This window comes from Streptomyces crystallinus, assembly GCF_039521265.1.
Classification (GTDB): domain Bacteria; phylum Actinomycetota; class Actinomycetes; order Streptomycetales; family Streptomycetaceae; genus Streptomyces; species Streptomyces crystallinus.
In genome coordinates, this window is the sequence record NZ_BAAACA010000006.1 from 158938 (window position 1) to 179036 (window position 20099).

The following is a 20099-nucleotide window of genomic DNA, read 5'->3' on the forward strand; positions in this document are numbered from 1 at the left end:
GGACGCGGTCGCGGGCCCTGCGGGTCAGGTGCGCCGCAGATACTCCGGACCCGGCCGGGTCGCCCGCTCCAGCTCCAGCAGCACCGAGACATAGGGGCGGCCGGTCGCCCGCTCCATGCCGATCTCGCAGGTCCGGTTGGCGCAGAGGTGGGTCTCGAAGTGACGGGCCGTCACCTCGGCCGCCTCGCGGGCGGTCGCCGCGTCGGTGAGCTCCTTGTGCAGCATCCCCCGGTCGCCCGCGAAGGCACAGCAGCCCGTCTCCTCGGGCACCACGACCTCCTCCGCGCACGCCTCGGCGACCGCGCGCAGCTGCGCCTCGTCGCCCAAATGCCGCATGGAGCAGGTGGGGTGGAGGACGGCCGAACGCGCCCTGCGCAGCACGGTCAGCCGTGGCAGCAGCACCTCGGCGGCCCACACCACCGAGTCGACCACCCTCAGCGCGGCGAGCAACTCCCGGTTGTCCGGGGTGAGATACGCAACCACGTCCTGGGCGAGGCCCAGGGCGCACGAGGAGGCGTCGACGACCAGCGGGAGACTACCGCCGGCCGTCCAGCCCCAGGCGGCCTCGACGATCCGGTTCGCCATCACGGCGTTGCCCAGCTCGTAGCCCTTCGAGTGCCAGATGGTGGCGCAACAGGTGCCCGCCACGTCGTCGGGGATCCACACCGGCGTCCCCGCGCGCGTGGCGAGCGCCACCACGGCCTGGGGGAGCGAGGGGCCCCGGTGGCCCTCGGGCTCCCCGAAGATCCGGTTGACGCACGCCGGGTAGTACACGGCGCTCGCGCCGACCCGCCGCGTACGGGGCAGGGCGCGGGCGGCGGCACCTGGAACCTGAGGCAGCCACTCGGGCACCAGATCCGGGCGTACGGCCTTGCGGGCGAGACCCGTCACGCGTGCGAGGGCGCCGTCGCCCAAGCGGTCCCCGATGCCCCGGGCGGCGCCCAGCGCGAGGCGCGCGGAGGCCTCGACGGCCTTGAAGTGGCGGGCGGTGCGGGCGGCGGCGCGCTCCTCGCGCGGGCTGTGCCGCAGATGGCGGAAGTGCTTCATCAGGGCGCCGGTGTCGATGCCGACCGGGCAGTCGAGGGCGCACGTCGAGTCGCCCGCGCAGGTGTCCACGGCGTCGTATCCGTACGCGTCGAGCAGCGCGTCCTGGACGGGTGAGCCCTCGCTCTGGCGCAGCATCTCCCTGCGCAGCACGATCCGTTGCCGGGGGGTGGTGGTCAGGTCGCGGCTGGGGCAGGTCGGCTCGCAGAAACCGCACTCGATGCACGGGTCCGCCACCCGCTCCACCTTCGGGATGGTCTTGAGGCCGCGCAGATGGGCGCGCGGGTCGCGGTCCAGGACGACCCTCGGCGCGAGCACCCCGTCCGGGTCGATGACCTGCTTGGTGCGCCACATCAGCTCGGTTGCCCTCGGCCCCCACTCCAGCTCCAGGAAGGGCGCGATGTTGCGGCCGGTGGCGTGCTCGGCCTTGAGCGAACCGTCGAAGCGCTCCACGGTGAGGCGGCAGAAGTCGTCCATGAACGCCGCGTACCGCTCCACGTCGCAGGGCTCGGCCGCGTCGAACGCCAGCAGGAAGTGCAGGTTGCCGTGGGCCGCGTGGCCCGCGACGGCCGCGTCGAAGCCATGGGCCTCCTGGAGCGCCAGCAGCGCCTCGCAGGCCTCGGCGAGCCGGGCCGGGGGCACCGCGAAGTCCTCGGTGATCAGTGTCGTCCCCGGCGGGCGGGAGCCGCCGACCGCCGTCACGAACGCCTTGCGGGCCTTCCAGTACCCGGCGATCACTTCGGGGTCCCGGGTGAAGGCGTTGCTGACCGAGGCGACCGGGGCGACGACCTGGAGCCCTTCCAGTACGGCGGCGGCGGCCGTCTCGTACGCCTCGCGGCCGCTCTCGTCGGCCGCGCGGAACTCCACCAGCAGCGCGGCCGTCTCCTTCGGCAGCGCGGCCCAGTCGGCGGGCACGCCCCGTACGCTCACCGAGGCGCGCAGGGTGTTGCCGTCCATCAGCTCCACGGCGAGCGCCCCGGCCTCGTTGAACAGCGGCACGGCGGCGGCCGCGGCCGGGAGCGTGGGGAAGAACAGCAGCGCCGTGCTGAGCAGGCGCTCCAGCACCACGGTGTCGAAGACGACCTCGGAGATGAACCCGAACGTGCCCTGGGAGCCGACCATGAGGCCGCGCAGGATCTCCACCGGCGTCGAGCCGTCCAGGAACGCGTCGAGCCGGTAGCCGTTGGTGTTCTTGATCGTGTGCTTGGCGCGGATCCGGGCGGCGAGCTCCGCGTCCGCCTCGATCTCCGCCTTGAGCGCCAGCAGGCCCGCGCACAGCCGGGGTTCGGCGTGCGCCAGCTCCTCGTCGGCGCCCGGGTCGCCGGTGTCCACCACGGTGCCGCTCGGCAGGACGACGGTGAGCGAGGCGGCCGTGCGGTACGCGTTGCGGGTGGTGCCGGCCGTCATCCCGGAGGCGTTGTTGGCGACGACCCCGCCGACCGTGCAGGCGAGCGCGCTGGCCGGGTCGGGGCCGAGGACGCGGCCGTACCGGGCGAGCGCCGCGTTCACGCGCGCGACGGTCGTGCCGGGCCGGACCCGGACGCGGGCGCCGCCGTCCAGGACCTCGACCCCCGCCCAGTGGCGGCGCACGTCCACCAGGATGTCCTCGCCCTGCGCCTGACCGTTGAGACTGGTGCCGGCCGCGCGGAGGACGACCTCGCGGCCCCTGCCGTGTGCGTACGAGAGCACGGCCGAGATGTCGTCGATGTCCTCGGCGACCACCACGACCCGCGGGACGAAGCGGTACGGGCTGGCGTCCGAGGCGTACCGCACCAGGTCGGAGACCTTCCACAGCACCTTCTCGGCGCCGAGCAGCGCGGTCAGCTCGTCGCGCAGCGGCTGCGGGGTGCCGCCCGCCAGCCGGTCCGGGACCCGGTCCGGGGACGGGGCGCGCCGCCCGGAGGGGCGCAGCGACTGCGGCTTCGGCTCCAGGAGCGGCATGCGGCGGATCCCCTCAGCAGCGGCGCTCGGGCACTCCGTCGACCAGAGCGGACAGCAGACCGCCGAGCACCTCGCGCTGGTCGGCGGTCAGGGGCGCCAGGATCTCCTCCGCCGCGCCCCGGCGCGCGCCGCGCAGCGAACGCAGCGTCGCCCGGCCCGTGTCGGTGAGCTCGATACGCACCACGCGGCGGTTGGTCGGGTCGGGGACCCGGCGCACGTTCCCACTCTCCTCCAGCCCGTCGACCAGGGTGGTCACGGCGCGCGGGACCACCTCCAGACGGGCGGCCAGATCGGCCATGCGGGGCGGGGTGTCGTAGTGCGCGACCGTCCGCAGCAGCCGGGACTGGGCAGGGGTGATGCCGACCGGCTCCAGATGCTGCTTGTGGATGCGGTGGAGTCTGCGGGTGAGCCGGAGCAGCTGCTCGGCCAGCACGCCGTCGGCGTCGGTGGTGCTCATACGGGAACAATATCAGGACCTTGTGCATTGTGAGTATAGGTAACAGTGAGCTATGCTCCACAAGTCCTGTCAGTGGCGTCGCCGCTCCGGCCCGCACGGGCCCGCGAACGACGCCGCCCTGCCGTCTCACCCTTTCGAAGGAGCCCATGCACCCCGAGGAATCCTCCTGGACGCCCCCGTCCCGTGACCGCGAGCAGCCACCCGCCCAGACGCGGCGCATCCTGCGGCTCTTCCGCCCCTACCGGGGCCGGCTGGCCGTCGTCGGCCTGCTGGTCGCCGCGTCCTCGCTCGTCTCGGTCGCCTCGCCGTTCCTGCTGCGCGAGATCCTGGACGTCGCCATCCCGCAGGGCCGCACCGGGCTGCTCAGCCTGCTCGCCCTCGGCATGCTCGCGACCGCCGTCGTCACCGGCGTCTTCGGCGTCCTCCAGACGCTGATCTCGACGACCGTCGGCCAGCGCGTCATGCACGACCTGCGCACCGGTGTCTACGCCCAGCTCCAGCGGATGCCGCTGGCCTTCTTCACCCGGACCCGCACCGGCGAGGTCCAGTCCCGTATCGCCAACGACATCGGCGGCATGCAGGCGACCGTCACCTCCACCGCCACCTCGCTCGTCTCCAACCTCACGGCCGTGATCGCCACCGTGGTCGCCATGCTGGCCCTCGACTGGCGGCTGACGGCCGTCTCGCTGCTCCTGCTGCCGGTCTTCGTCTGGATCAGCCGCAAGGTGGGCCGCGAGCGCAAGAAGATCACCACCCAGCGCCAGAAGCAGATGGCCGCGATGGCCGCCGAGGTCACCGAGTCGCTCTCGGTCAGCGGCATCCTGCTCGGCCGCACCATGGGCCGCGCCGACTCGCTCACCCGGTCCTTCGCGGCCGAGTCCGAGCGCCTGGTCGACCTCGAAGTGCGCTCCAGCATGGCCGGGCGGTGGCGGATGTCGACCATCGGCATCGTCATGGCCGCCATGCCCGCCGTCATCTACTGGGCGGCGGGCCTCGCCCTCCAGAGCGGCGGCCCCGCCATCTCCATCGGCACGCTGGTCGCCTTCGTCTCGCTCCAGCAGGGCCTGTTCCGGCCCGCCGTGAGCCTGCTCTCCACCGGAGTGCAGATGCAGACCTCACTCGCCCTCTTCCAGCGCATCTTCGAATACCTTGACCTCCCGGTCGACATCACCGAGGCCGAGCAGCCGGTCCGGCTGGAGAAGATCCGCGGCGAGCTCCGCTTCGAGTCGGTCGACTTCAGTTACGACGAGAAGAGCGGCCCGACGCTCAGCGGGGTCGATGTGGCCGTCCCGGCCGGGACCAGCCTCGCCGTCGTCGGCCCCACCGGCTCCGGCAAGTCCACGCTCAGCTATCTGGTGCCACGGCTGTACGACGTCACGGGCGGGCGGGTCACGCTGGACGGCGTCGACGTCCGCGACCTGGACTTCGACACCCTCGCGCGCGCGGTCGGCGTGGTCTCCCAGGAGACCTACCTCTTCCACGCCTCGGTCGCCGACAACCTGCGCTTCGCCAAGCCCGACGCCACGGACGAGGAGTTGGAGGCGGCCGCGCGCACGGCCCAGATCCACGACCACATCGCCTCCCTGCCCGACGGCTACGACACGGTGGTCGGCGAGCGCGGATATCGCTTCTCCGGCGGCGAGAAGCAGCGTCTCGCCATCGCCCGGACGATCCTGCGCGACCCGCCCGTCCTCATCCTCGACGAGGCGACCAGCGCCCTGGACACCCGTACGGAACACGCCGTGCAGCAGGCCATCGACGCGCTCTCGGCGGGCCGCACCACCCTCACCATCGCCCACCGGCTCTCCACCGTCCGCGACGCCGACCAGATCGTCGTACTGGACGGCGGCCGGATATCCGAACGCGGCACCCATGAGCAACTGCTCGACCAGGACGGGAAGTACGCCGCACTGGTACGGCGCGACGCACGGCTGGCGCCGGTCGCCTCCTGACGGGGTCCGCGGCGCTAACGTGCCTTTATGACGGAGTCCACGCGCGGGTCCGGGCCCCGGACCCGGCTCACCCGGCGCGGCCGACTGCTCCTGGCCGCGCTCGGCCTGCTGCTGGTGGTCGGGGCGGCAGTGGTCGTCCTCTTGCTGCGGGAGACCGGCGGCAAGGTGAAGTCCCTGGTCGTCCCGGAGGGCTGGCGGGCCGGGCAGGTGTACGCGGCGGTCGACAAGAGCCTCGGAGTGCAGCCGGGCACCACCCGCCGGGCGGCGTCTGAGGCGGGGCTCGCCCTCCCGGCCGACGCCCGGGGCAACCCGGAGGGCTACCTCTTCCCGGCCACCTATCCGGTGACGAACAAGACCACCCCGGGCGGACTGCTCGCCTATATGGTCGACACCGCCAACCAGCGGATCGGCAAGGACCACATCGGGGCGGGCGCCCGGCGCCAGGGCATGACGGTCTATCAGACCGTGGTCGTCGCCAGCATCGTGCAGGCCGAGGCGGACACCGCGGCCGACATGGGCAAGGTCTCCCGGGTCGTCTACAACCGGCTGGCCAAGGGCATGCCGCTGCAGATGGACTCGACCCTCAACTACGCCCTCAACCGCTCCACCCTGACCACCACACACGCGGACACCCGCACGGACAGCCCGTACAACACCTACGCGCGCGGCGGCCTCCCCCCGACCCCCATCGGCAACCCGGGCCGGCAGGCCCTGGACGCGGCGATCGCCCCACCGCCGGGCAACTGGCTCTACTTCGTCACGGTCGCCCCCGGCGACACACGCTTCACGGCGGACTATGCGGAACAGCAGCGGAACGTGAGGGAGTTCAACAAGATCCGGAGCGGCGGCTCAGCGGGCTAGATCCTGCCGGGGAGGGCTCGCGTGGACGCCTTACGCCACCTCCACCGCCGCCCCCAGCAGCGCCTTGATCTCCCGGACAGCCGCGCGCCCCGCGCGATTGGCGCCGATCGTGGACGCGGAGGGCCCGTAACCCACCAGATGGACCCGCGGGTCCTTCACGGCGCGCGTCCCCTCGAGCTGTATCCCGCCCCCCGGCGCCCGCAGCCGCAGCGGCGCCAGATGGTCGATCACGGGCCGGAACCCGGTGGCCCAGAGGATGACGTCCGCGGCCACGACGCGTCCGTCGTCCCACGCCACGCCATCCGGCGTGATCCGGTCGAACATGGGCCGGCGATCCAGCACCCCGCTCGCGCGCGCGGCGCGGATCGCGTCGTTGAGCGGCAGCCCCGTCACCGACACCACGCTCCTCGGCGGCAATCCCTGCCGTACGCGCTCCTCGACCATCGCGACCGCCGCCCGCCCCCACTCCTCGGTGAACGGGCCCTCCCGGAAGACGGGCGGGCGCCGTGTCACCCAGGTCGTGGCGGCCGCGTACGGGGCGATCTCCATCAGATGCTGGGTGCCGGAGGCGCCACCGCCGACCACGACCACGCGCTGCCCGGCGAACTCCTCGGGCCCGGGGTAGTTCGCGGTGTGCAACTGGCGGCCCCGGAAGGTCTCCTGGCCCGGATAGCGCGGCCAGAACGGCCGGTCCCAGGTGCCGGTGGCGTTGATCAGCGCGCGCGTGGCGTAGACGCCTTCCGAGGTCTCGACGCGCAGCCGCCCGCCCTCGCCCTCCCGTACGGCGCTGACCTCCACGGGCCGGTGCACCCGCAGCCCGAACGTGTCCTCGTAGTCGGCGAAGTACTCCCCGATCACCTCCGACGAGGGCCGGGCCGGGTCCGCGCCGGTCAGCTCCATGCCCGGCAGCGCGTGCATCCCGTGCACCTTGCCGTACGTCAGCGAGGGCCAGCGGAACTGCCAGGCGCCGCCCGGCCGGGGTGCGTGGTCGAGCACCACGAAGTCACGGTCCGGCTCAAGCCCGGCCCGGCGCAGATGGTAGGCGCCGGAGAGCCCCGCCTGCCCGGCGCCGATGACCACCACGTCCACGTCCCGCGCCTCGAACCCGTCCACGTCCTGTGCCCCGAAGTCGTTCACGGCTCTACCAACCAAAGGAAAGGCGTGGATCTTCCCGCGGGTGGATCCTCCCGGTTGGCCGCCCGGGCCGGATGGGGGCGAGGATGGGGCCATGTCCGTCTTCACCACGCGCGTCCTGCGCCTCAGCACCGGAACAGCCGAGAGCGTCATCGATCTGACCAGTGAGTGCGAGCAGTTCCTGCGGGAGGCGGCCGGTGGCGGCGACGGCCTCCTGAACGTCTTCGTGCCGCACGCCACGGCCGGGATCGCGGTCATCGAGACCGGCGCGGGCAGCGACGACGACCTGCTGGCCGCCCTGCACACGCTCCTGCCGGCCGACGACCGCTGGCAGCACCGCCACGGCAGCCCGGGCCACGGCCGCGACCACGTGCTGCCCGCCCTGGTGCCCCCGCACGCCACGCTGCCGGTCGTCGGCGGGCGGCTGGAACTGGGGACCTGGCAGTCGGTGTGCCTGGTCGACACGAACAAGGACAACCCCGACCGGCAGGTACGGCTCAGCTTCCTCGGCTAGGACCGGCGGCCGAGGGCTCGCGGCCGGGGGGCTAGCGGGTGGTGGCCGGCCCCGGCGCCCCCGCCCGCAACCCGTCCATGACGAGGTCGAGGAGGCGTCCGGCGCGGGTGTGCCAGTCGCCGTGCGGGTCGATCTGCCAGAGCCCCGCGATGGCGAGGAGGAAGTCGTCGGGGGTGACGTCCGGCCGGATGGTGCCGGCCCGCTCGTTGGCGTCCAGGAGCAGGGTGAGGGCCGCGCTCACCGGCTCGTGGCCGAGGGCGGCCAGGGTGCCCCGGGCGGTGGCCTTGCGCATCGCCTCGGCGAGTCCCGCCTTGGCCATCGCGTACTGGGCGAGGCGGTCCATCCACTCGCGCAGCGCCCGGTCGGGGGCGCGGGTCTCCAGGAGCTGGGCGGCGGTCTCGGCGACCTGCTGCACCTCGTACCGGTAGACCTCCAGGACGAGGGCCTCGCGGTTGGGGAAGTGGCGGTAGAACGTGCCCTGCCCGACCCCCGCCTTCTTGGCTATCGCGCTCAGCGGGGCGTCGGCGGAGCAGGTCAGCTCGGCGAGCGCCACCTCCAGGATGCGCTCGCGGTTGCGCTGTGCGTCCGAGCGCAGGGGAGTCTCCTTGCCCGGCGGGGTGCCCTTGCACGACGGCGCGCCCGACGCGTCCTTGCCGAGCGGCGTCTCCGTACCCGACGGCGCCTGCGTACCCGACGGCACCTGCGTGCCCGACGGCGCCTCCTCGTACGACGGCGCGTCCTTCTTCCGCGGCACCCCTGCTCCTTCCGCCCTCTGCTGCAGCCGTCCCCCTCCCGCGTGCGCGGGCACCGGGTGGTGGGCGGCCCGGCGGATTTGGCTCTTGTTAAACGGACAGCTGTCCGTTAGGTTCGACGACTAGCGGACAACTGTCCGCTTAGGTCCACCATAGCGGCAGACACGGCCGGAGTGGACGGTCGGCGCATGCCCCGCCCGCCCCCCTCTTCCTCCGCGTGCCGCGGGTTTCCGATGGACGGCGCTTCGCACCACCCACGCGAGAGAAGGCTGCTCATGACCCCATCGGCGTCCAGCGCCATCACCCTGAACATCAACGGCGAGAAGTACACGCTGCCCGTCGACCACCGCACCACCCTCCTCGACGCCCTGCGCGAGCGCCTCGATCTGACCGGCACCAAGAAGGGGTGCGACCAGGGCCAGTGCGGCGCGTGCACCGTACTGATCGACGGGCGGCGCGCGGTCTCCTGCCTCCAGCTCGCGGTGGCCGCCGAGGGGCGCGAGATCACCACCATCGAGGGCGTGGCGGACGGCGACCGGCTCCACCCCGTCCAGCAGGCCTTCCTCGACCTCGACGGCTACCAGTGCGGCTACTGCACCCCGGGGCAGATCTGTTCGGCCCTCGCGGTGATCGAGGAGCACGCGGCGGGCTGGCCGAGCGCGGTGACCACCGACGTACGGCCCGAGGCGGGCGTGCCGGAGCTGACCGCCGAGGAGATCCGCGAGCGCATGAGCGGCAACCTGTGCCGCTGCGGCGCCTATGTGTCGATCGTGGAAGCGGTGGCGCGCGCCGCCGAAGCCGCCCAGGGCGGGTCGGCCGGGACGGAGGCGGCGGCATGAGGGAGTTCGACTACCGGCGCGCGGCCGACGTCCCCGGCGCGGTGGCGCTGCTCGGCGCCGACCCCGAGGCGCGCTACCTGGGCGGTGGCACCAACCTCGTCGACCTGATGAAGTCCGGCGTGGAGCGGCCCGCGCTCCTCGTCGACGTACGGGAACTGCCCCTGGACCGGATCGAGGTCACGGCGGACGGCGGGCTGCGCATCGGCGCGACCGTCACCAACAGCGACCTCGCCGCCCACCCCGAAGTGCGCCGCCGCTACCCGGTGCTGGCGCAGGCGGTCCTGGCCGGCGCCTCGGGCCAGCTGCGCAACATGGCCACGGTCGGCGGCAACCTCCTCCAGCGCACCCGCTGCGGCTACTTCACCGACCTCGCCGCCCCCTGCAACAAGCGCGCTCCCGGCAGCGGCTGCGCCGCCGTCGAGGGCGAGCACCACAACCACGCCATCCTCGGCGCCTCCGCGCACTGCGTCGCCGTGCACCCCTCGGACATGGGGGTGGCGCTCGCCGCCCTCGACGCGGTCGTCTCCTACGAAACGGCGGACGGGCCGGGGGAGTTGCCGCTGGAGGACTTCTATCTGCCGGTCGGCGACACCCCGGAGCGGGAGACCGCGCTGCCGCCGGGCGCGCTGATCACGGCGGTGACGCTGCCGCCGGCGCCGGTCGCCGCCCGCTCGCGCTACCGCAAGGTGCGCGAACGCGCCTCGTACGCCTTCGCGATCGGCTCGATCGCCGCCGCCCTCGACGTGCGCGACGGCGCCGTCCGCGAAGTCCGCCTGGCCTTCGGGGCGGTGGCGTCCCGGCCGTGGCGCGCCCGCGCCGCCGAGCGGGCCCTGACCGGGGGACCGGCGAGCGCCGACGCCTTCGCGGCGGCGGCCGACGCGGAGCTCGCGGCGGCGCAGGCCCTGCCCCACAACGGATACAAGGTGACACTGACGCGCAATCTCGTCGTGGCCGTGCTCACCGAACTCGCCGAGGAGGCCGCCCGATGACCACGACCACCGGACCCGCCCGGGCCATCGGCGCCGTCGGCACCGCCCACACCCGGATCGAGGGCCGCGACAAGGTCACGGGGGCGGCCCGGTACGCGGGGGAGATCCCGTTCGCCGACCTCGCCCACGGCTGGCTGGTGGTGTCCACGGTGGCGCGCGGCCGCGTCGTCGCGGTGGAGAGTGAGCCGGTGCTCGCCCTGCCGGGCGTGCTCACCGTGCTGCACCACGGCAGCGCCCCCCGCGTCGACGCCGACTATGTGGGCGTTCTGGGGCGGCCCGACCCGATCGTCGGGCTCTTCCAGAGCGACCGGGTGCCGTGCGCGGGTTGGCCGGTGGCGCTGGTGGTCGCCGAGACCTCCGAGCAGGCCAGGGAGGCCGCCGAGGCGCTGGTCGTGCGGTACGAGACGGAGCCGCACGACATCGACTTCGCCGCCGAGCGGTCCGGTACGTACACCCCCGAGCCGCGCGAGACCATGGAGACGGACAAGGGCGACCTGGAGCGCGAACTCGCCGCCTCCGCCGTCGTCGTGGACGCCCGCTACACCACGCCGGAGGAGCACCACCACCCCATGGAGCCGCACGCGGCGACCGTCCGCTGGGACGGCGGCCGCCTGGAGGTGTACGACTCCAACCAGGGCAGCAAGTGGGTCGCCGACGAGCTCGCCAAGCTGTTCTCGCTCGACCCCGGCTCCGTACGGGTACGCTCCGAGCACATCGGCGGCGGCTTCGGCTCCAAGGGCGTACGGCCCCACCAGGTGGCCGCGGCGATGGCGGCGACCGTGCTGCACCGCCCGGTCCGGGTCGTGCTGACCCGCCGTCAGATGTTCTCGCTGATCGGCTACCGCAGCCCCACCGCCCACCGCGTCCGGCTCGGCGCGGACGCCGACGGGCGGCTGCGCGCCTTCGGGCACGAGGCGCAGAACGCCACCTCGACCGTGCACGAGTTCGTGGAGGCGAGCACCGGGTTCGGCCGGGTGATGTACGACGCCGACGCGCACCGCACCGCCAACCGGCTCGTCCGGCTCGACGTGCCCACGCCGACCTGGATGCGGGCGCCCGGCGAGGCCCCCGGCTCGTTCGCCGTGGAGTCCGCGCTCGACGAGCTCGCCGAGCGGTGCGGCATCGACCCCATCGCGCTGCGGGTCCGCAACGAGCCGACCGCCGGGCCGGTCTCCGGGCTGCCGTTCGCCGGGCGCGCCCTGCTCTCCTGCTTCGAGGAGGGGGCCCGCCGGTTCGGCTGGGCGGAGCGCGACCCGCGGCCCGGAGTGCGCCGCGAGGGCCGCTGGCTGCTCGGCACCGGCACGGCGGCGGCCACCTTCCCGGCGGGCGCCCGCCCCTCCACCGCGGCCGTCACGGCCGAGGCGGACGGCACCTTCACCGTACGGATCACCGCCGCCGACATCGGCACCGGCGCCCGCACCGCGCTGACGCTGATCGCGGCGGACGCGCTGGAGGTCGAGCCCGGCCGCGTCCGGGTACGGATCGGCGACAGCGACTTCGGGCCCGCGATGATCGCCGGAGGCTCGACGGGCACCCGCTCCTGGGCCTGGGCGATCATGGCCGCGGCGGCCGGCCTGCGCGAACAGCTGGCGCTCGGCGGCGACATCCCGCCCGAGGGCCTCACCGTCCGCTCGGACACCTCCGCCGCGATCGCCGCCCTGCCCGAGAAGGAGCGGCACTCGTACGGGGCGCAGTTCGCGGAGGTCGCGGTGGACCCCGCCAGCGGCGAGGTCCGGGTCCGGCGGATGCTCGGCGTCTTCGCGGCGGGCCGGATCGTCAACCCGCTCACCGCACGTGGCCAGTTCGTCGGCGGCATGATCTGGGGCATCTCCATGGCACTGCACGAGGAGGCGGTCCGCGACCGGGCCTCGGGCGCGCACGTCGGGCCGGACCTGGCGGGCTACCACTTCGCGGCGCACGCCGATGTGCCGCCGATCGAGGCGCACTGGGTGGACGACCCGGACGTGGACGACCCGGTCGGGATCAAGGGCATCGGGGAGATCGGGATCGTGGGGGCCGCGGCGGCGATCGCCAACGCCGTGTGGCACGCGACCGGCGTCCGCCACCGCGATCTGCCGATCCGCCCCGACCGCGTCCTGCGGGCCGGGCCGGACGGGAGCCGAGGTGCTTGACATCGCCGAGGAGCTCGACCGGTGGGCGCGCCAGGGCCGGGACTTCGCGGTGGCCACCGTGGTGGCCGTGGGCGGCAGCGCCCCGCGCGGCCCCGGCGCGGCGCTCGCCGTGGACGGCGACGGCACCGCCGTCGGCTCGGTCTCCGGCGGCTGTGTGGAGGCCGCGGTCTACGACCTGTGTGTGCGGGCGCTCCAGGACGGCGAGGCCGTGCGCGAGCGGTTCGGCTACAGCGACGACGACGCCTTCGCGGTCGGGCTGACCTGCGGCGGGGTCGTGGACGTCCTGGTCACGCCGGTGCGCGCGGACGCCCCGGAGCGGGCGGTGGTCGCGGCGGCGCTCGCGGCCGCCGCCCGGGGGGAGTCCGCCGCCCTCGCCCGGGTGGTCGCGGGCCCGGCCGAACGGCTGGGCCGGGCCCTGCTCGTCCACCCCGACGGATCGTACGAGGGCGGCCTGGGCGGCCTTCCCGGCCTCGACCGCGCCGCGGCGGCCGAGGCGCGGGCGCTCCTGGACGCGGGGCGCACCGGGGAGTTCACCCTGGCGCGGACGGGGGAGCGCTGCGGGCCGGGCGGGCTGACCGTGTTCGTCGAGTCGCGCGTGCCACCGCCCCGCATGATCGTGTTCGGTGCCGTGGACTTCGCCGCGGCCCTGGTGCGCACGGGTAAGTTCCTCGGCTACCGCGTCACCGTGTGCGACGCGCGCCCGGTCTTCGCCACCCGGGAGCGCTTCCCGGAGGCCGACGAGGTCGTGGTGGACTGGCCGCACCGGTATCTGCGGGGGACGCGGACCGACGGGCGCACGGTGCTGTGCGTGCTCACCCACGACGCCAAGTTCGACGTACCGCTCCTGGAGACGGCGCTGCGGCTGCCCGTCGCCTTCGTCGGCGCGATGGGCTCGCGCCGCACCCACGAGGACCGCGACCGCAGGCTGCGCGAGATCGGCCTCACGGAGGAGGAGCGGGCCCGGCTGCGCTCACCGATCGGCCTGGACCTCGGGGCCCGTACGCCCGAGGAGACCGCGCTCTCCATCGCCGCCGAGATCGTCGCCGCGCGTCGGGGCGGAACGGGAGTCCCGCTCACGGGCTCGTCCACCCCCATTCACCATGACCCGGACGAAAGGGACGGTGGAGCGGCTGCGTCCCACCCGGCCGAATGGAACTCACGTCAATCTTTCGCCAGTTGAGCGTATGGCATCATGGCCGCATTGTCCGCGGGGATCAGGGGCCCTGAATCACGGGCTCGTTGAATCAGTGAGGTCAATTCCGTGCTGCCTGACTCAGCGTTACCGTCACCGGAGGACCGACGGCGCCGACGCCGTCTCAAAAAGGTCCGCCATACCTGTGAGGCGCTGCTCGCGGAGTGGGGCATGGAGCACGGGTGCGGCATCGAGGAACTGCACCGCTATCTCAGCGTGCAGAACCGGCGGCCCATCCATCTGATTCCGATGCCGTTCCCCGAGCGCCATCTCTTCGGGCTCTGGCTGAAAATGGACGACTTCGACGTCATCGCTTACGAGAAGGCCGCATCGCAGTCACACAAGGAACACATCATCGCCCATGAGCTGGCGCATATCGCCTTCCAGCACCGCGGCTCCGTGAATTTCGACCGCGGGGACGCCGGGAAGCTGTTCGCCGACGTCGAGCCCGGGGTCGTCCAGAGCATGCTGATGCGCTCGCGCTACAGCGACGACGAGGAGCAGGAGGCCGAGACGATGGCCTCGTTGATCCTGGCCAGGGCCACCAAGCGGTGGCTCGAACCCGCCTGGGGCGTCCCGGAGGAGGCCGCCGAGGTGGTCGCCCGTATCGAGAGCGGCGTCGGGAAGCCGGACCAGGGATGATGGACGGCAGATGAACACTGTCTATGGATTTCTGGCATGGGTCTGCGCCCTCGGCGGCCTCGCGGCGTTCGCGTACCGCCTGCCGGATCTGGTGCGCAGAAAGCACGACACGGCGCTGTGGGCCTTGTGCACGTATTTCCTCTGCTCCGGGATCAGCTTCCTGGTCGATCTGGACGCCCTGAGGGTGCACATCTCGGCCCTCTTCGGGCGCCCCAACGTCACCTCGCTCATCGTGCAGGTGGCGGTCGTCGTGCTCACCGCGGCCCAGCAGGTCGTCCTCGTGTACTGGTCCTGTCCGCCCGAGGAGGCCCGGCTCAGGGCCAGGCGCCGGGTGCTGTTCTTCGGCGCCGCGCTCGTGGTCCTAGTGGCCGCCTCCATCGCCGTCGGCCCGGTGACCAAGTCCAAAACCGCCACCTCGACGATCCTGCTCAGTATTCAGCACGGCGAATACGCACTGTATATGTCGTTCTATTTGGTGATTTGTGCGATCGGTCAATTCGAGACCGTACGGCTTTCCCTGCGCTTCACCAAGATGGCCAACCGGCAATGGCTCAAGGTCGGCATGCGGACGGTGACGCTGGGCGCCGGCCTGATCCTGGTCTACTGCGTGACGCGCGGCATCCAGATCGCCGGCACCAGGCTGCACTTCGACGGATCCGCCCTCGACCCCGTGCAGTGGTCGTGCGGCAGCATCGGCGCCCTGCTCCAGATCATCGGCTGGACCATCCCGTCCTGGGGGATCCACATCACCCGCGCGCTCGGCTGGCTGCGCAGCTACCGCTCGTATCTGCGGCTGCGGCCGCTGTGGTGGGCGCTCTACCAGGCCTCGCCGGACATCGCGCTCGACCCGCCCCGCTCCTGGCCGCGCGACCTCATCCCGCCCCGCGACCTCCACTACAGCCTCTACCGGCGGGTCATCGAGATCCGCGACGGCCAGCTGACCCTGCGCACCTCGCTCTCGCTGGCGGACTTCGCGCGCGAGGCCCGCTCCCGCGACCTGCCCGAGGACCCCACCTCCCCGCTGGGCGAGGCGCTCCAGGTGCGGGCGGTGCTGAGCCGTCCGCCCGAGGAGCGGGCCGAGCGGGCCGACGCCGCCGACATCCCCGCGCGGCCGCCGTACGAGGACTTCCGCGACGAGGTGGAGTGGCTGACCGAGGTCGCCTCCTCCTTCACCGCCCTCGCCCAGGGCCGCCCCCGTGGCTCCGAGGCCCAGGTCACCTCATGAGCGGACGGACGGTCCGGGCCTCCTCGGCCCGTCAGCAGACGTGCGCCGGGCGGCCGGGCCTCCCTCAGGACCCGGCCACCCTGATCCCCGAAGCCCTGGCCGCCGTCGAGGACCTCGTCGCGATCGACGCCTCGCGCGGGGCCTCGGCCGCCGTGCCCGCCGTACGGGCGGTGCTGTGCCGCCTCCCGCAGCTGACGGCCGATCCCGCCCGGCTGCGCGACCACGGCAGCGATCTGCTCGCCGCCCTCGCGGAGTTGAGCGAGGTGATCGGCTGGATCCTCTTCGACGCGGGCCACTACCGCCGGGCGCGCCGTATGAACGCCCGGGCCCTCGCCCTCGCCGAGCTCTGCGGCGACCGCGGCACGGCCCGGCTGACGCTGCTCAACCACAGCATGCTGGAGACTCACACCGGCCGTCCCGTGGAGGCCCTGGAGACGGCCGACCGGGTGGCCGGGCCCCGGCCGCTTCCCGCCCTGGTGGACAGCCTCGTCCTGGTCCGCCGCGCGCACGCGACCGCCATGCTCGGCGGCGACCGGGAGGCCGTGGCCCTCATCTCCCGCGCCCGCGGGCGGTTCCTCGACGGCGCCTCCCCGAACGACCCGCCCTGGGCGTGGTGGATCGACCGCACCGAACTGCTCGGCCACGAGGGCTGGGTACTGTCCCGGCTGGGCGCCTGGAACCAAGCGGTGCCCCTCCTGTACGAGGCGACCACCGCGCCCGGCCCCTCCTACCGCCATCTGTTCACGGCGCAGCTGCTGTCGGCGCTGGTCGAGGCAACGGCCTGGGGCGAGGCGGAGGAGCTGATCGCCGACCTCGCGCCCCGGGCCGCCGGGATCGGTTCCGTACGTACCACCGAGAGCCTCGGCGCCACGGCCGGGCGGCTGCTGGCGGGTCCGGGGGCCCCGCCGAACCTGCGGGACGCGGCCGTCCATCTGCTGGAGTCGCTGCCCGACGGCGGCCCGCACCTCCTGATCCCCCGGAACCAGCCCGTCTGAGCACGGCCCGTTCCGAGCGCCACCCTGTTCCGTGAACCCCCCGTTCGCGAACGGACCCCACTACTACCCGTCGACAGACAGGACCCGCATGCTGCACATTCGGATCTCCACGCCCGCGGCCGCCGCCCTGCTGGCGGTCGTGCTCCTCCTCGCCACCGGAGGACCGGTCTCCGAGGTCGCCTACGGAACGGCCGCTCCCGCCGCCGCGACCGAGCAGAGCACGGACGGACGCGGCAGCCCCTACATCGCCACGCACCTCTACTTCGGCACGGGCCGCCACCAGGGCAAGCCGCCCATCACCGACGCGGAGTTCATGAAGTTCGTCGCCGACGTGGTCACCCCGCGCTTCCCCTCCGGCCTCACCCTCCAGGAGGGCCGCGGCCAGTGGCGCGACAAGGACGGCGACATCAACCGGGAGCGCTCGTACGAGCTGACGGTGCTCTATCCCGTCAAGGAGGCCCGGACCCGCGACGGCGACATCGAGTACATCCGCAAGCTGTACTGCTCGATGTACGAGCTGGAGTCGGTCGGCCGCGCGGACGTCCGGGCGCAGGCCAGCTTCTGACGGGGAGTCAGCTCCCGGTCACCGCAGCTGGCGCCGGACCAGCTCGTGGAGCCGTCCGCCGGTGTCCGCCAGGAGCTCGGCGGGCGGCCCCTGCTGCACCACGCGGCCCTCGGACATCACGATCACCCGGTCGGCGTCCAGGACCGTGGAGAGCCGGTGGGCGATCACCACACGGGTGGCGTCCAGAGCGCGGGTGCTCTCGATGACCACGCGCTGGGTCTCGTTGTCGAGCGCGCTGGTCGCCTCGTCGAAGAAGAGGATCCGGGGGCGCCGGACCAGCGCCTGGGCGATCATCAGCCGCTGGCGCTGCCCGCCCGAGACGGCGCCGCCGTTTGCGATCATCGTGTGCAGGCCCATCGGCATCCGCTTGATGTCCTCGGCGAGCCCCGCCATCGCGACCGCCTCCCACACCTCCTCCTGGGTGAACGCCTCCGCGCCGCAGACGCACTCCAGGATCGACCCGCTGAGTGGCTGGGCGTGCTGGAGGACCACCCCGCACTGGCGGCGCACGGCCGCCCGGTCGAGCGCCGCCAGGTCCTGCCCGTCGTACAGGACGCTCCCCGCGACCGGCCGGTCGAAGCCGATCAGCAGCCGCAGCAGGGTCGACTTGCCGCAGCCGCTGGGGCCGACGATCGCCACGAACTCGCCGGGCGCGACCTTCAGGGACACCTCGTCCAGGACGAGGGGGCCGTCGTCGGTGTAGCGGAAGGAGAGGCCCCGGGCCTCGATCGCGCCGGACAGCGCGCCCGGCCGGGTGCCCGAGCCGCTCACCTCGGGCGCCTCGTCGAGCACCGGCTTGATCTGCTCGAACATCGGCAGCACGGCGGCCGCCGACAGGAACGCCCCGGTGAGCTGGGTGACCGAGGTCAGCACCATGGTCACGGAGGTGTTGAAGGTCAGGAAGGCGCCGGGTGAGAGCGACCCCCGCGCCGGGCCCGCCAGCAGCGCGAACATCACGAGCGAACACAGCGGCAGATACACGGCGCCCAGCACCGTCGTCAGGTTCTTGATCCGGTCGGCCCGCCGCTGGAGCTCCCGGCTGCGGGCGAACTCCTTCGCCCACGCTCCGTACGCGAAGCTCTCCGCTGCCGCGACCCGCAGCTTGGGCAGCCCGCGCAGGGTCTGGAACGCCTGGTTGTTGAGCTGGTTGCCGAGCTCGACCAGCCGGCGCTGCCAGCGCAGCTCCCAGAGGCCGAGGACCAGGAAGACCGCCGCGATCACGGCGAGCATCCCGAGCGCCGTCAGGGCGAGCGGCACGCTGAAGCAGAGCAGCAGCACCAGGTTCACCACCCCGACCGTTCCCGCCTGCACCACCACCGGCGTCAGCCCGGACAGCACCCGGCGCATCGCGCTCACACCCATCGCCGCGCTCGCCAGCTCACCGGTGGAGCGCTCGGTGAAGAACTTCGTCGGCAGCCGCAGCAGCCGGTCCCACACGGCGGGTTGCAGGGTGCTCTCGATACGCCCCTCCATCCGCAGCAGGGTCAGGTTCTGCATCAGGGAGAAGGCCGCCGCGACCACACCGCTGACGATGATCGCCAGCGCGACCTGGGCGATCAGCCCCGTCTCTGCGCCGGGCACGTACACCCCGAGCACCTGGCCGGTGGCGAGCGGCACCAGCGCGCCGAGCCCGACCGTGACCAGCCCGGCCAGGACCAGGTTGCGCAGATCGGCGCGGGTCCCGCGCAGCCCGAACCGCACCAGCCCCCACTTGCCCAGCGGTGTCTCGGGCAGCGGCCGGTAGAACATGACGGCCCGTGGCTCGAACTCCTCGGAGTTGCCCGCGCCGACCCGGGTGCGCCGCCCGGTCGCCGGGTTCACCGCCTCGTAGCCGCCGCGCCGCCACAGCAGGGCGACCGGGGCGCCGCTCGCCGCCCTGCGGCCCACCAGCGGGCCCGCGTCCTCCTTCCACCAGCTCCCGTCCAGGCGCACCGGCCGGGTGCGGATCCGGGAGGCGAGGGCCACCTGCTCCACGGGGTCGATCCGCTCGCTCACCGCGCCGGCCCGGGACGGCTCGGTGAGGGTGATCCCGGAGGCGCGGGCGACGAGGGAGCACACCGCGTAGGTGGCGTCGTCGCCCGTCCCGGCCGTGCGCGATGGCGTCCGGCCGGGACGGCCGAGGGAGGTCAGCAGCGCCCGGTCGGCCTCCTCGCGGACGGCCTCGCCCGCCTTGATGCCGGCCGCCGTACGGTCCTCGTGGGCGCGCTCCGTGCGCTCGATCCAGCGGTCCAGGGCGGACAGCAGCCGGTGCTGCCGGTTGACCATGCCCTGCCACAGCGCCGCGTCGACCAGCAGGTCCCCGGCCGCCTCGGCGCTGAACGCGGCGCCGTACTGGACGCTGCCGGGGGAGACCGGCAGCCACAGGACGTCGTCGTCGGCCACCGGCTCGTCGACCGCCGTACGGCCGTCGAGCGGCGCCTCGAACAGCACGCGCTGGCCGCGCCCGACGCCCAGCGAGAAGGCGTGCTCCAGCAGGCTCAGGGCCGCGTCCCCGGTGTCGTAACCGCTGCCGTACCCGCTCTCGTACGCCATCGTCTCCATGTAGGCCGACCGGTACAGCTCCCGCAGCGGGATCCGGCGCAGCACGCACGCGCGCAGCGGCCTGCCGACCAGGGTGTGCCGGGGGCCCTCCACCGGGCCGAGCAGCAGGGTGCCGGGCTCCAGGCGGCCCAGGAAGTGCCAGTGGCCCTGGGCCGCCGCGTCCACCGCGAACAGGTCGAGGGCGCCGGCCACCACCAGCCACAGCACCTGCGGCCCCTCCAGGGAGAAGCCGCGCAGCCCGGCGCAGTCGACCTCCTGGCCGAGGCCGCCGAGGGCCGCGAGGACCGGGTCGTGGGCGGGGCCCGGGTCGGGTACGGACGTCAC

General features: G+C 73.5%; 16 protein-coding genes. 11 read left to right on the forward strand and 5 right to left on the reverse strand.

The features are described 5' to 3' along the window. Positions 1-24: 24 nt before the first annotated feature. Positions 25-2985 carry an FAD-binding and (Fe-S)-binding domain-containing protein gene (locus tag ABD236_RS04640; RefSeq protein ID WP_344070401.1) on the reverse strand — a complete coding sequence of 987 codons (2961 nt, stop codon included), beginning with the start codon at positions 2983-2985 and terminating at the stop codon, positions 25-27. Between the two features lie 13 nt (positions 2986-2998). Beyond that, positions 2999-3442 (reverse strand): MarR family winged helix-turn-helix transcriptional regulator, encoded by a 444-nt coding sequence (locus tag ABD236_RS04645; RefSeq protein WP_344070403.1) that lies wholly within the window; start codon positions 3440-3442, stop codon positions 2999-3001. Positions 3443-3588: 146 nt separating this feature from the next. On the opposite strand from ABD236_RS04645, the gene ABD236_RS04650 reads away from it, so the two are divergent. Both ABD236_RS04650 and mltG read left to right on the forward strand, forming a co-directional pair. Further along, complete coding sequence (locus tag ABD236_RS04650) at positions 3589-5394, forward strand: ABC transporter ATP-binding protein (protein WP_344070405.1); 1806 nt, start codon at positions 3589-3591, stop codon at positions 5392-5394. A 27-nt stretch (positions 5395-5421) separates the two neighbouring features. Beyond that, a complete protein-coding gene (gene mltG / locus ABD236_RS04655; RefSeq protein WP_344070407.1) occupies positions 5422-6255 on the forward strand; it encodes an endolytic transglycosylase MltG in 834 nt (277 codons plus the stop codon). Positions 6256-6285: 30 nt separating this feature from the next. Here the strand turns inward: mltG and ABD236_RS04660 are convergent, their stop codons facing one another. Further along, entirely contained in the window at positions 6286-7392 is a 1107-nt protein-coding gene (locus tag ABD236_RS04660; RefSeq protein WP_344070409.1) for an NAD(P)-binding domain-containing protein, read from the reverse strand. A gap of 91 nt (positions 7393-7483) precedes the next feature. Here ABD236_RS04660 and ABD236_RS04665 point away from each other — a divergent pair, with 91 nt between their 5' ends. After that, on the forward strand, positions 7484-7903 hold the full coding sequence (locus ABD236_RS04665; protein ID WP_344070411.1) for a secondary thiamine-phosphate synthase enzyme YjbQ: 420 nt from the start codon (positions 7484-7486) through the stop codon (positions 7901-7903). Positions 7904-7934: 31 nt separating this feature from the next. Here ABD236_RS04665 and ABD236_RS04670 read toward each other — a convergent pair whose 3' ends face one another. Then, on the reverse strand, positions 7935-8498 hold the full coding sequence (locus ABD236_RS04670) for a TetR/AcrR family transcriptional regulator (protein WP_344071196.1): 564 nt from the start codon (positions 8496-8498) through the stop codon (positions 7935-7937). 432 nt (positions 8499-8930) lie between these two features. On the opposite strand from ABD236_RS04670, the gene ABD236_RS04675 reads away from it, so the two are divergent. From ABD236_RS04675 to ABD236_RS04710, 8 genes are all read left to right on the forward strand, one after another. Further along, a complete protein-coding gene (locus ABD236_RS04675) occupies positions 8931-9494 on the forward strand; it encodes a 2Fe-2S iron-sulfur cluster-binding protein (RefSeq protein ID WP_344070413.1) in 564 nt (187 codons plus the stop codon). Then, positions 9491-10483: an FAD binding domain-containing protein gene (locus ABD236_RS04680; protein WP_344070415.1), complete on the forward strand. Its 993-nt coding sequence runs from the start codon at positions 9491-9493 to the stop codon at positions 10481-10483. Before ABD236_RS04675 ends, ABD236_RS04680 begins: the two co-directional genes overlap by 4 nt. Then, positions 10480-12615: a xanthine dehydrogenase family protein molybdopterin-binding subunit gene (locus tag ABD236_RS04685; RefSeq protein WP_344070417.1), complete on the forward strand. Its 2136-nt coding sequence runs from the start codon at positions 10480-10482 to the stop codon at positions 12613-12615. The genes ABD236_RS04680 and ABD236_RS04685 overlap by 4 nt, the downstream gene beginning before the upstream one ends. After that, a complete protein-coding gene (locus ABD236_RS04690) occupies positions 12608-13795 on the forward strand; it encodes an XdhC family protein (protein ID WP_344070419.1) in 1188 nt (395 codons plus the stop codon). The genes ABD236_RS04685 and ABD236_RS04690 overlap by 8 nt, the downstream gene beginning before the upstream one ends. A 183-nt stretch (positions 13796-13978) precedes the next feature. After that, positions 13979-14449 carry a M48 family metalloprotease gene (locus ABD236_RS04695; protein ID WP_344070421.1) on the forward strand — a complete coding sequence of 157 codons (471 nt, stop codon included), beginning with the start codon at positions 13979-13981 and terminating at the stop codon, positions 14447-14449. A 10-nt stretch (positions 14450-14459) separates the two neighbouring features. Further along, the gene (locus tag ABD236_RS04700; RefSeq protein WP_344070423.1) at positions 14460-15674 is read left to right on the forward strand and encodes an MAB_1171c family putative transporter; all 1215 of its coding nucleotides are present in this window, start codon (positions 14460-14462) and stop codon (positions 15672-15674) included. After that, positions 15671-16669, forward strand: a complete 999-nt coding sequence (locus ABD236_RS04705; protein ID WP_344070425.1) for an NsdA family TPR-like regulatory protein — start codon at positions 15671-15673, stop codon at positions 16667-16669. The genes ABD236_RS04700 and ABD236_RS04705 overlap by 4 nt, the downstream gene beginning before the upstream one ends. Before the next feature lie 88 nt (positions 16670-16757). Next, positions 16758-17234, forward strand: coding sequence for a DUF3574 domain-containing protein (locus tag ABD236_RS04710; protein ID WP_344070427.1), 477 nt, complete (start codon positions 16758-16760; stop codon positions 17232-17234). A gap of 18 nt (positions 17235-17252) precedes the next feature. Here the strand turns inward: ABD236_RS04710 and ABD236_RS04715 are convergent, their stop codons facing one another. Further along, a complete protein-coding gene (locus ABD236_RS04715) occupies positions 17253-20099 on the reverse strand; it encodes an NHLP bacteriocin export ABC transporter permease/ATPase subunit (protein WP_344070429.1) in 2847 nt (948 codons plus the stop codon).

What these genes read in the sequence shown, in the direction of transcription:
- ABD236_RS04640 (WP_344070401.1), bottom strand. Translation starts at nt 2,985, where the DNA reads ATGCCGCTCCTGGAGCCGAAGCCGCAGTCGCTGCGCCCCTCCGGGCGG.
- ABD236_RS04645 (WP_344070403.1), bottom strand. Translation starts at nt 3,442, where the DNA reads ATGAGCACCACCGACGCCGACGGCGTGCTGGCCGAGCAGCTGCTCCGG.
- ABD236_RS04650 (WP_344070405.1), top strand. Translation starts at nt 3,589, where the DNA reads ATGCACCCCGAGGAATCCTCCTGGACGCCCCCGTCCCGTGACCGCGAG.
- mltG (WP_344070407.1), top strand. Translation starts at nt 5,422, where the DNA reads ATGACGGAGTCCACGCGCGGGTCCGGGCCCCGGACCCGGCTCACCCGG.
- ABD236_RS04665 (WP_344070411.1), top strand. Translation starts at nt 7,484, where the DNA reads ATGTCCGTCTTCACCACGCGCGTCCTGCGCCTCAGCACCGGAACAGCC.
- ABD236_RS04675 (WP_344070413.1), top strand. Translation starts at nt 8,931, where the DNA reads ATGACCCCATCGGCGTCCAGCGCCATCACCCTGAACATCAACGGCGAG.
- ABD236_RS04680 (WP_344070415.1), top strand. Translation starts at nt 9,491, where the DNA reads ATGAGGGAGTTCGACTACCGGCGCGCGGCCGACGTCCCCGGCGCGGTG.
- ABD236_RS04685 (WP_344070417.1), top strand. Translation starts at nt 10,480, where the DNA reads ATGACCACGACCACCGGACCCGCCCGGGCCATCGGCGCCGTCGGCACC.
- ABD236_RS04695 (WP_344070421.1), top strand. Translation starts at nt 13,979, where the DNA reads ATGGAGCACGGGTGCGGCATCGAGGAACTGCACCGCTATCTCAGCGTG.
- ABD236_RS04700 (WP_344070423.1), top strand. Translation starts at nt 14,460, where the DNA reads ATGAACACTGTCTATGGATTTCTGGCATGGGTCTGCGCCCTCGGCGGC.
- ABD236_RS04705 (WP_344070425.1), top strand. Translation starts at nt 15,671, where the DNA reads ATGAGCGGACGGACGGTCCGGGCCTCCTCGGCCCGTCAGCAGACGTGC.
- ABD236_RS04710 (WP_344070427.1), top strand. Translation starts at nt 16,758, where the DNA reads ATGCTGCACATTCGGATCTCCACGCCCGCGGCCGCCGCCCTGCTGGCG.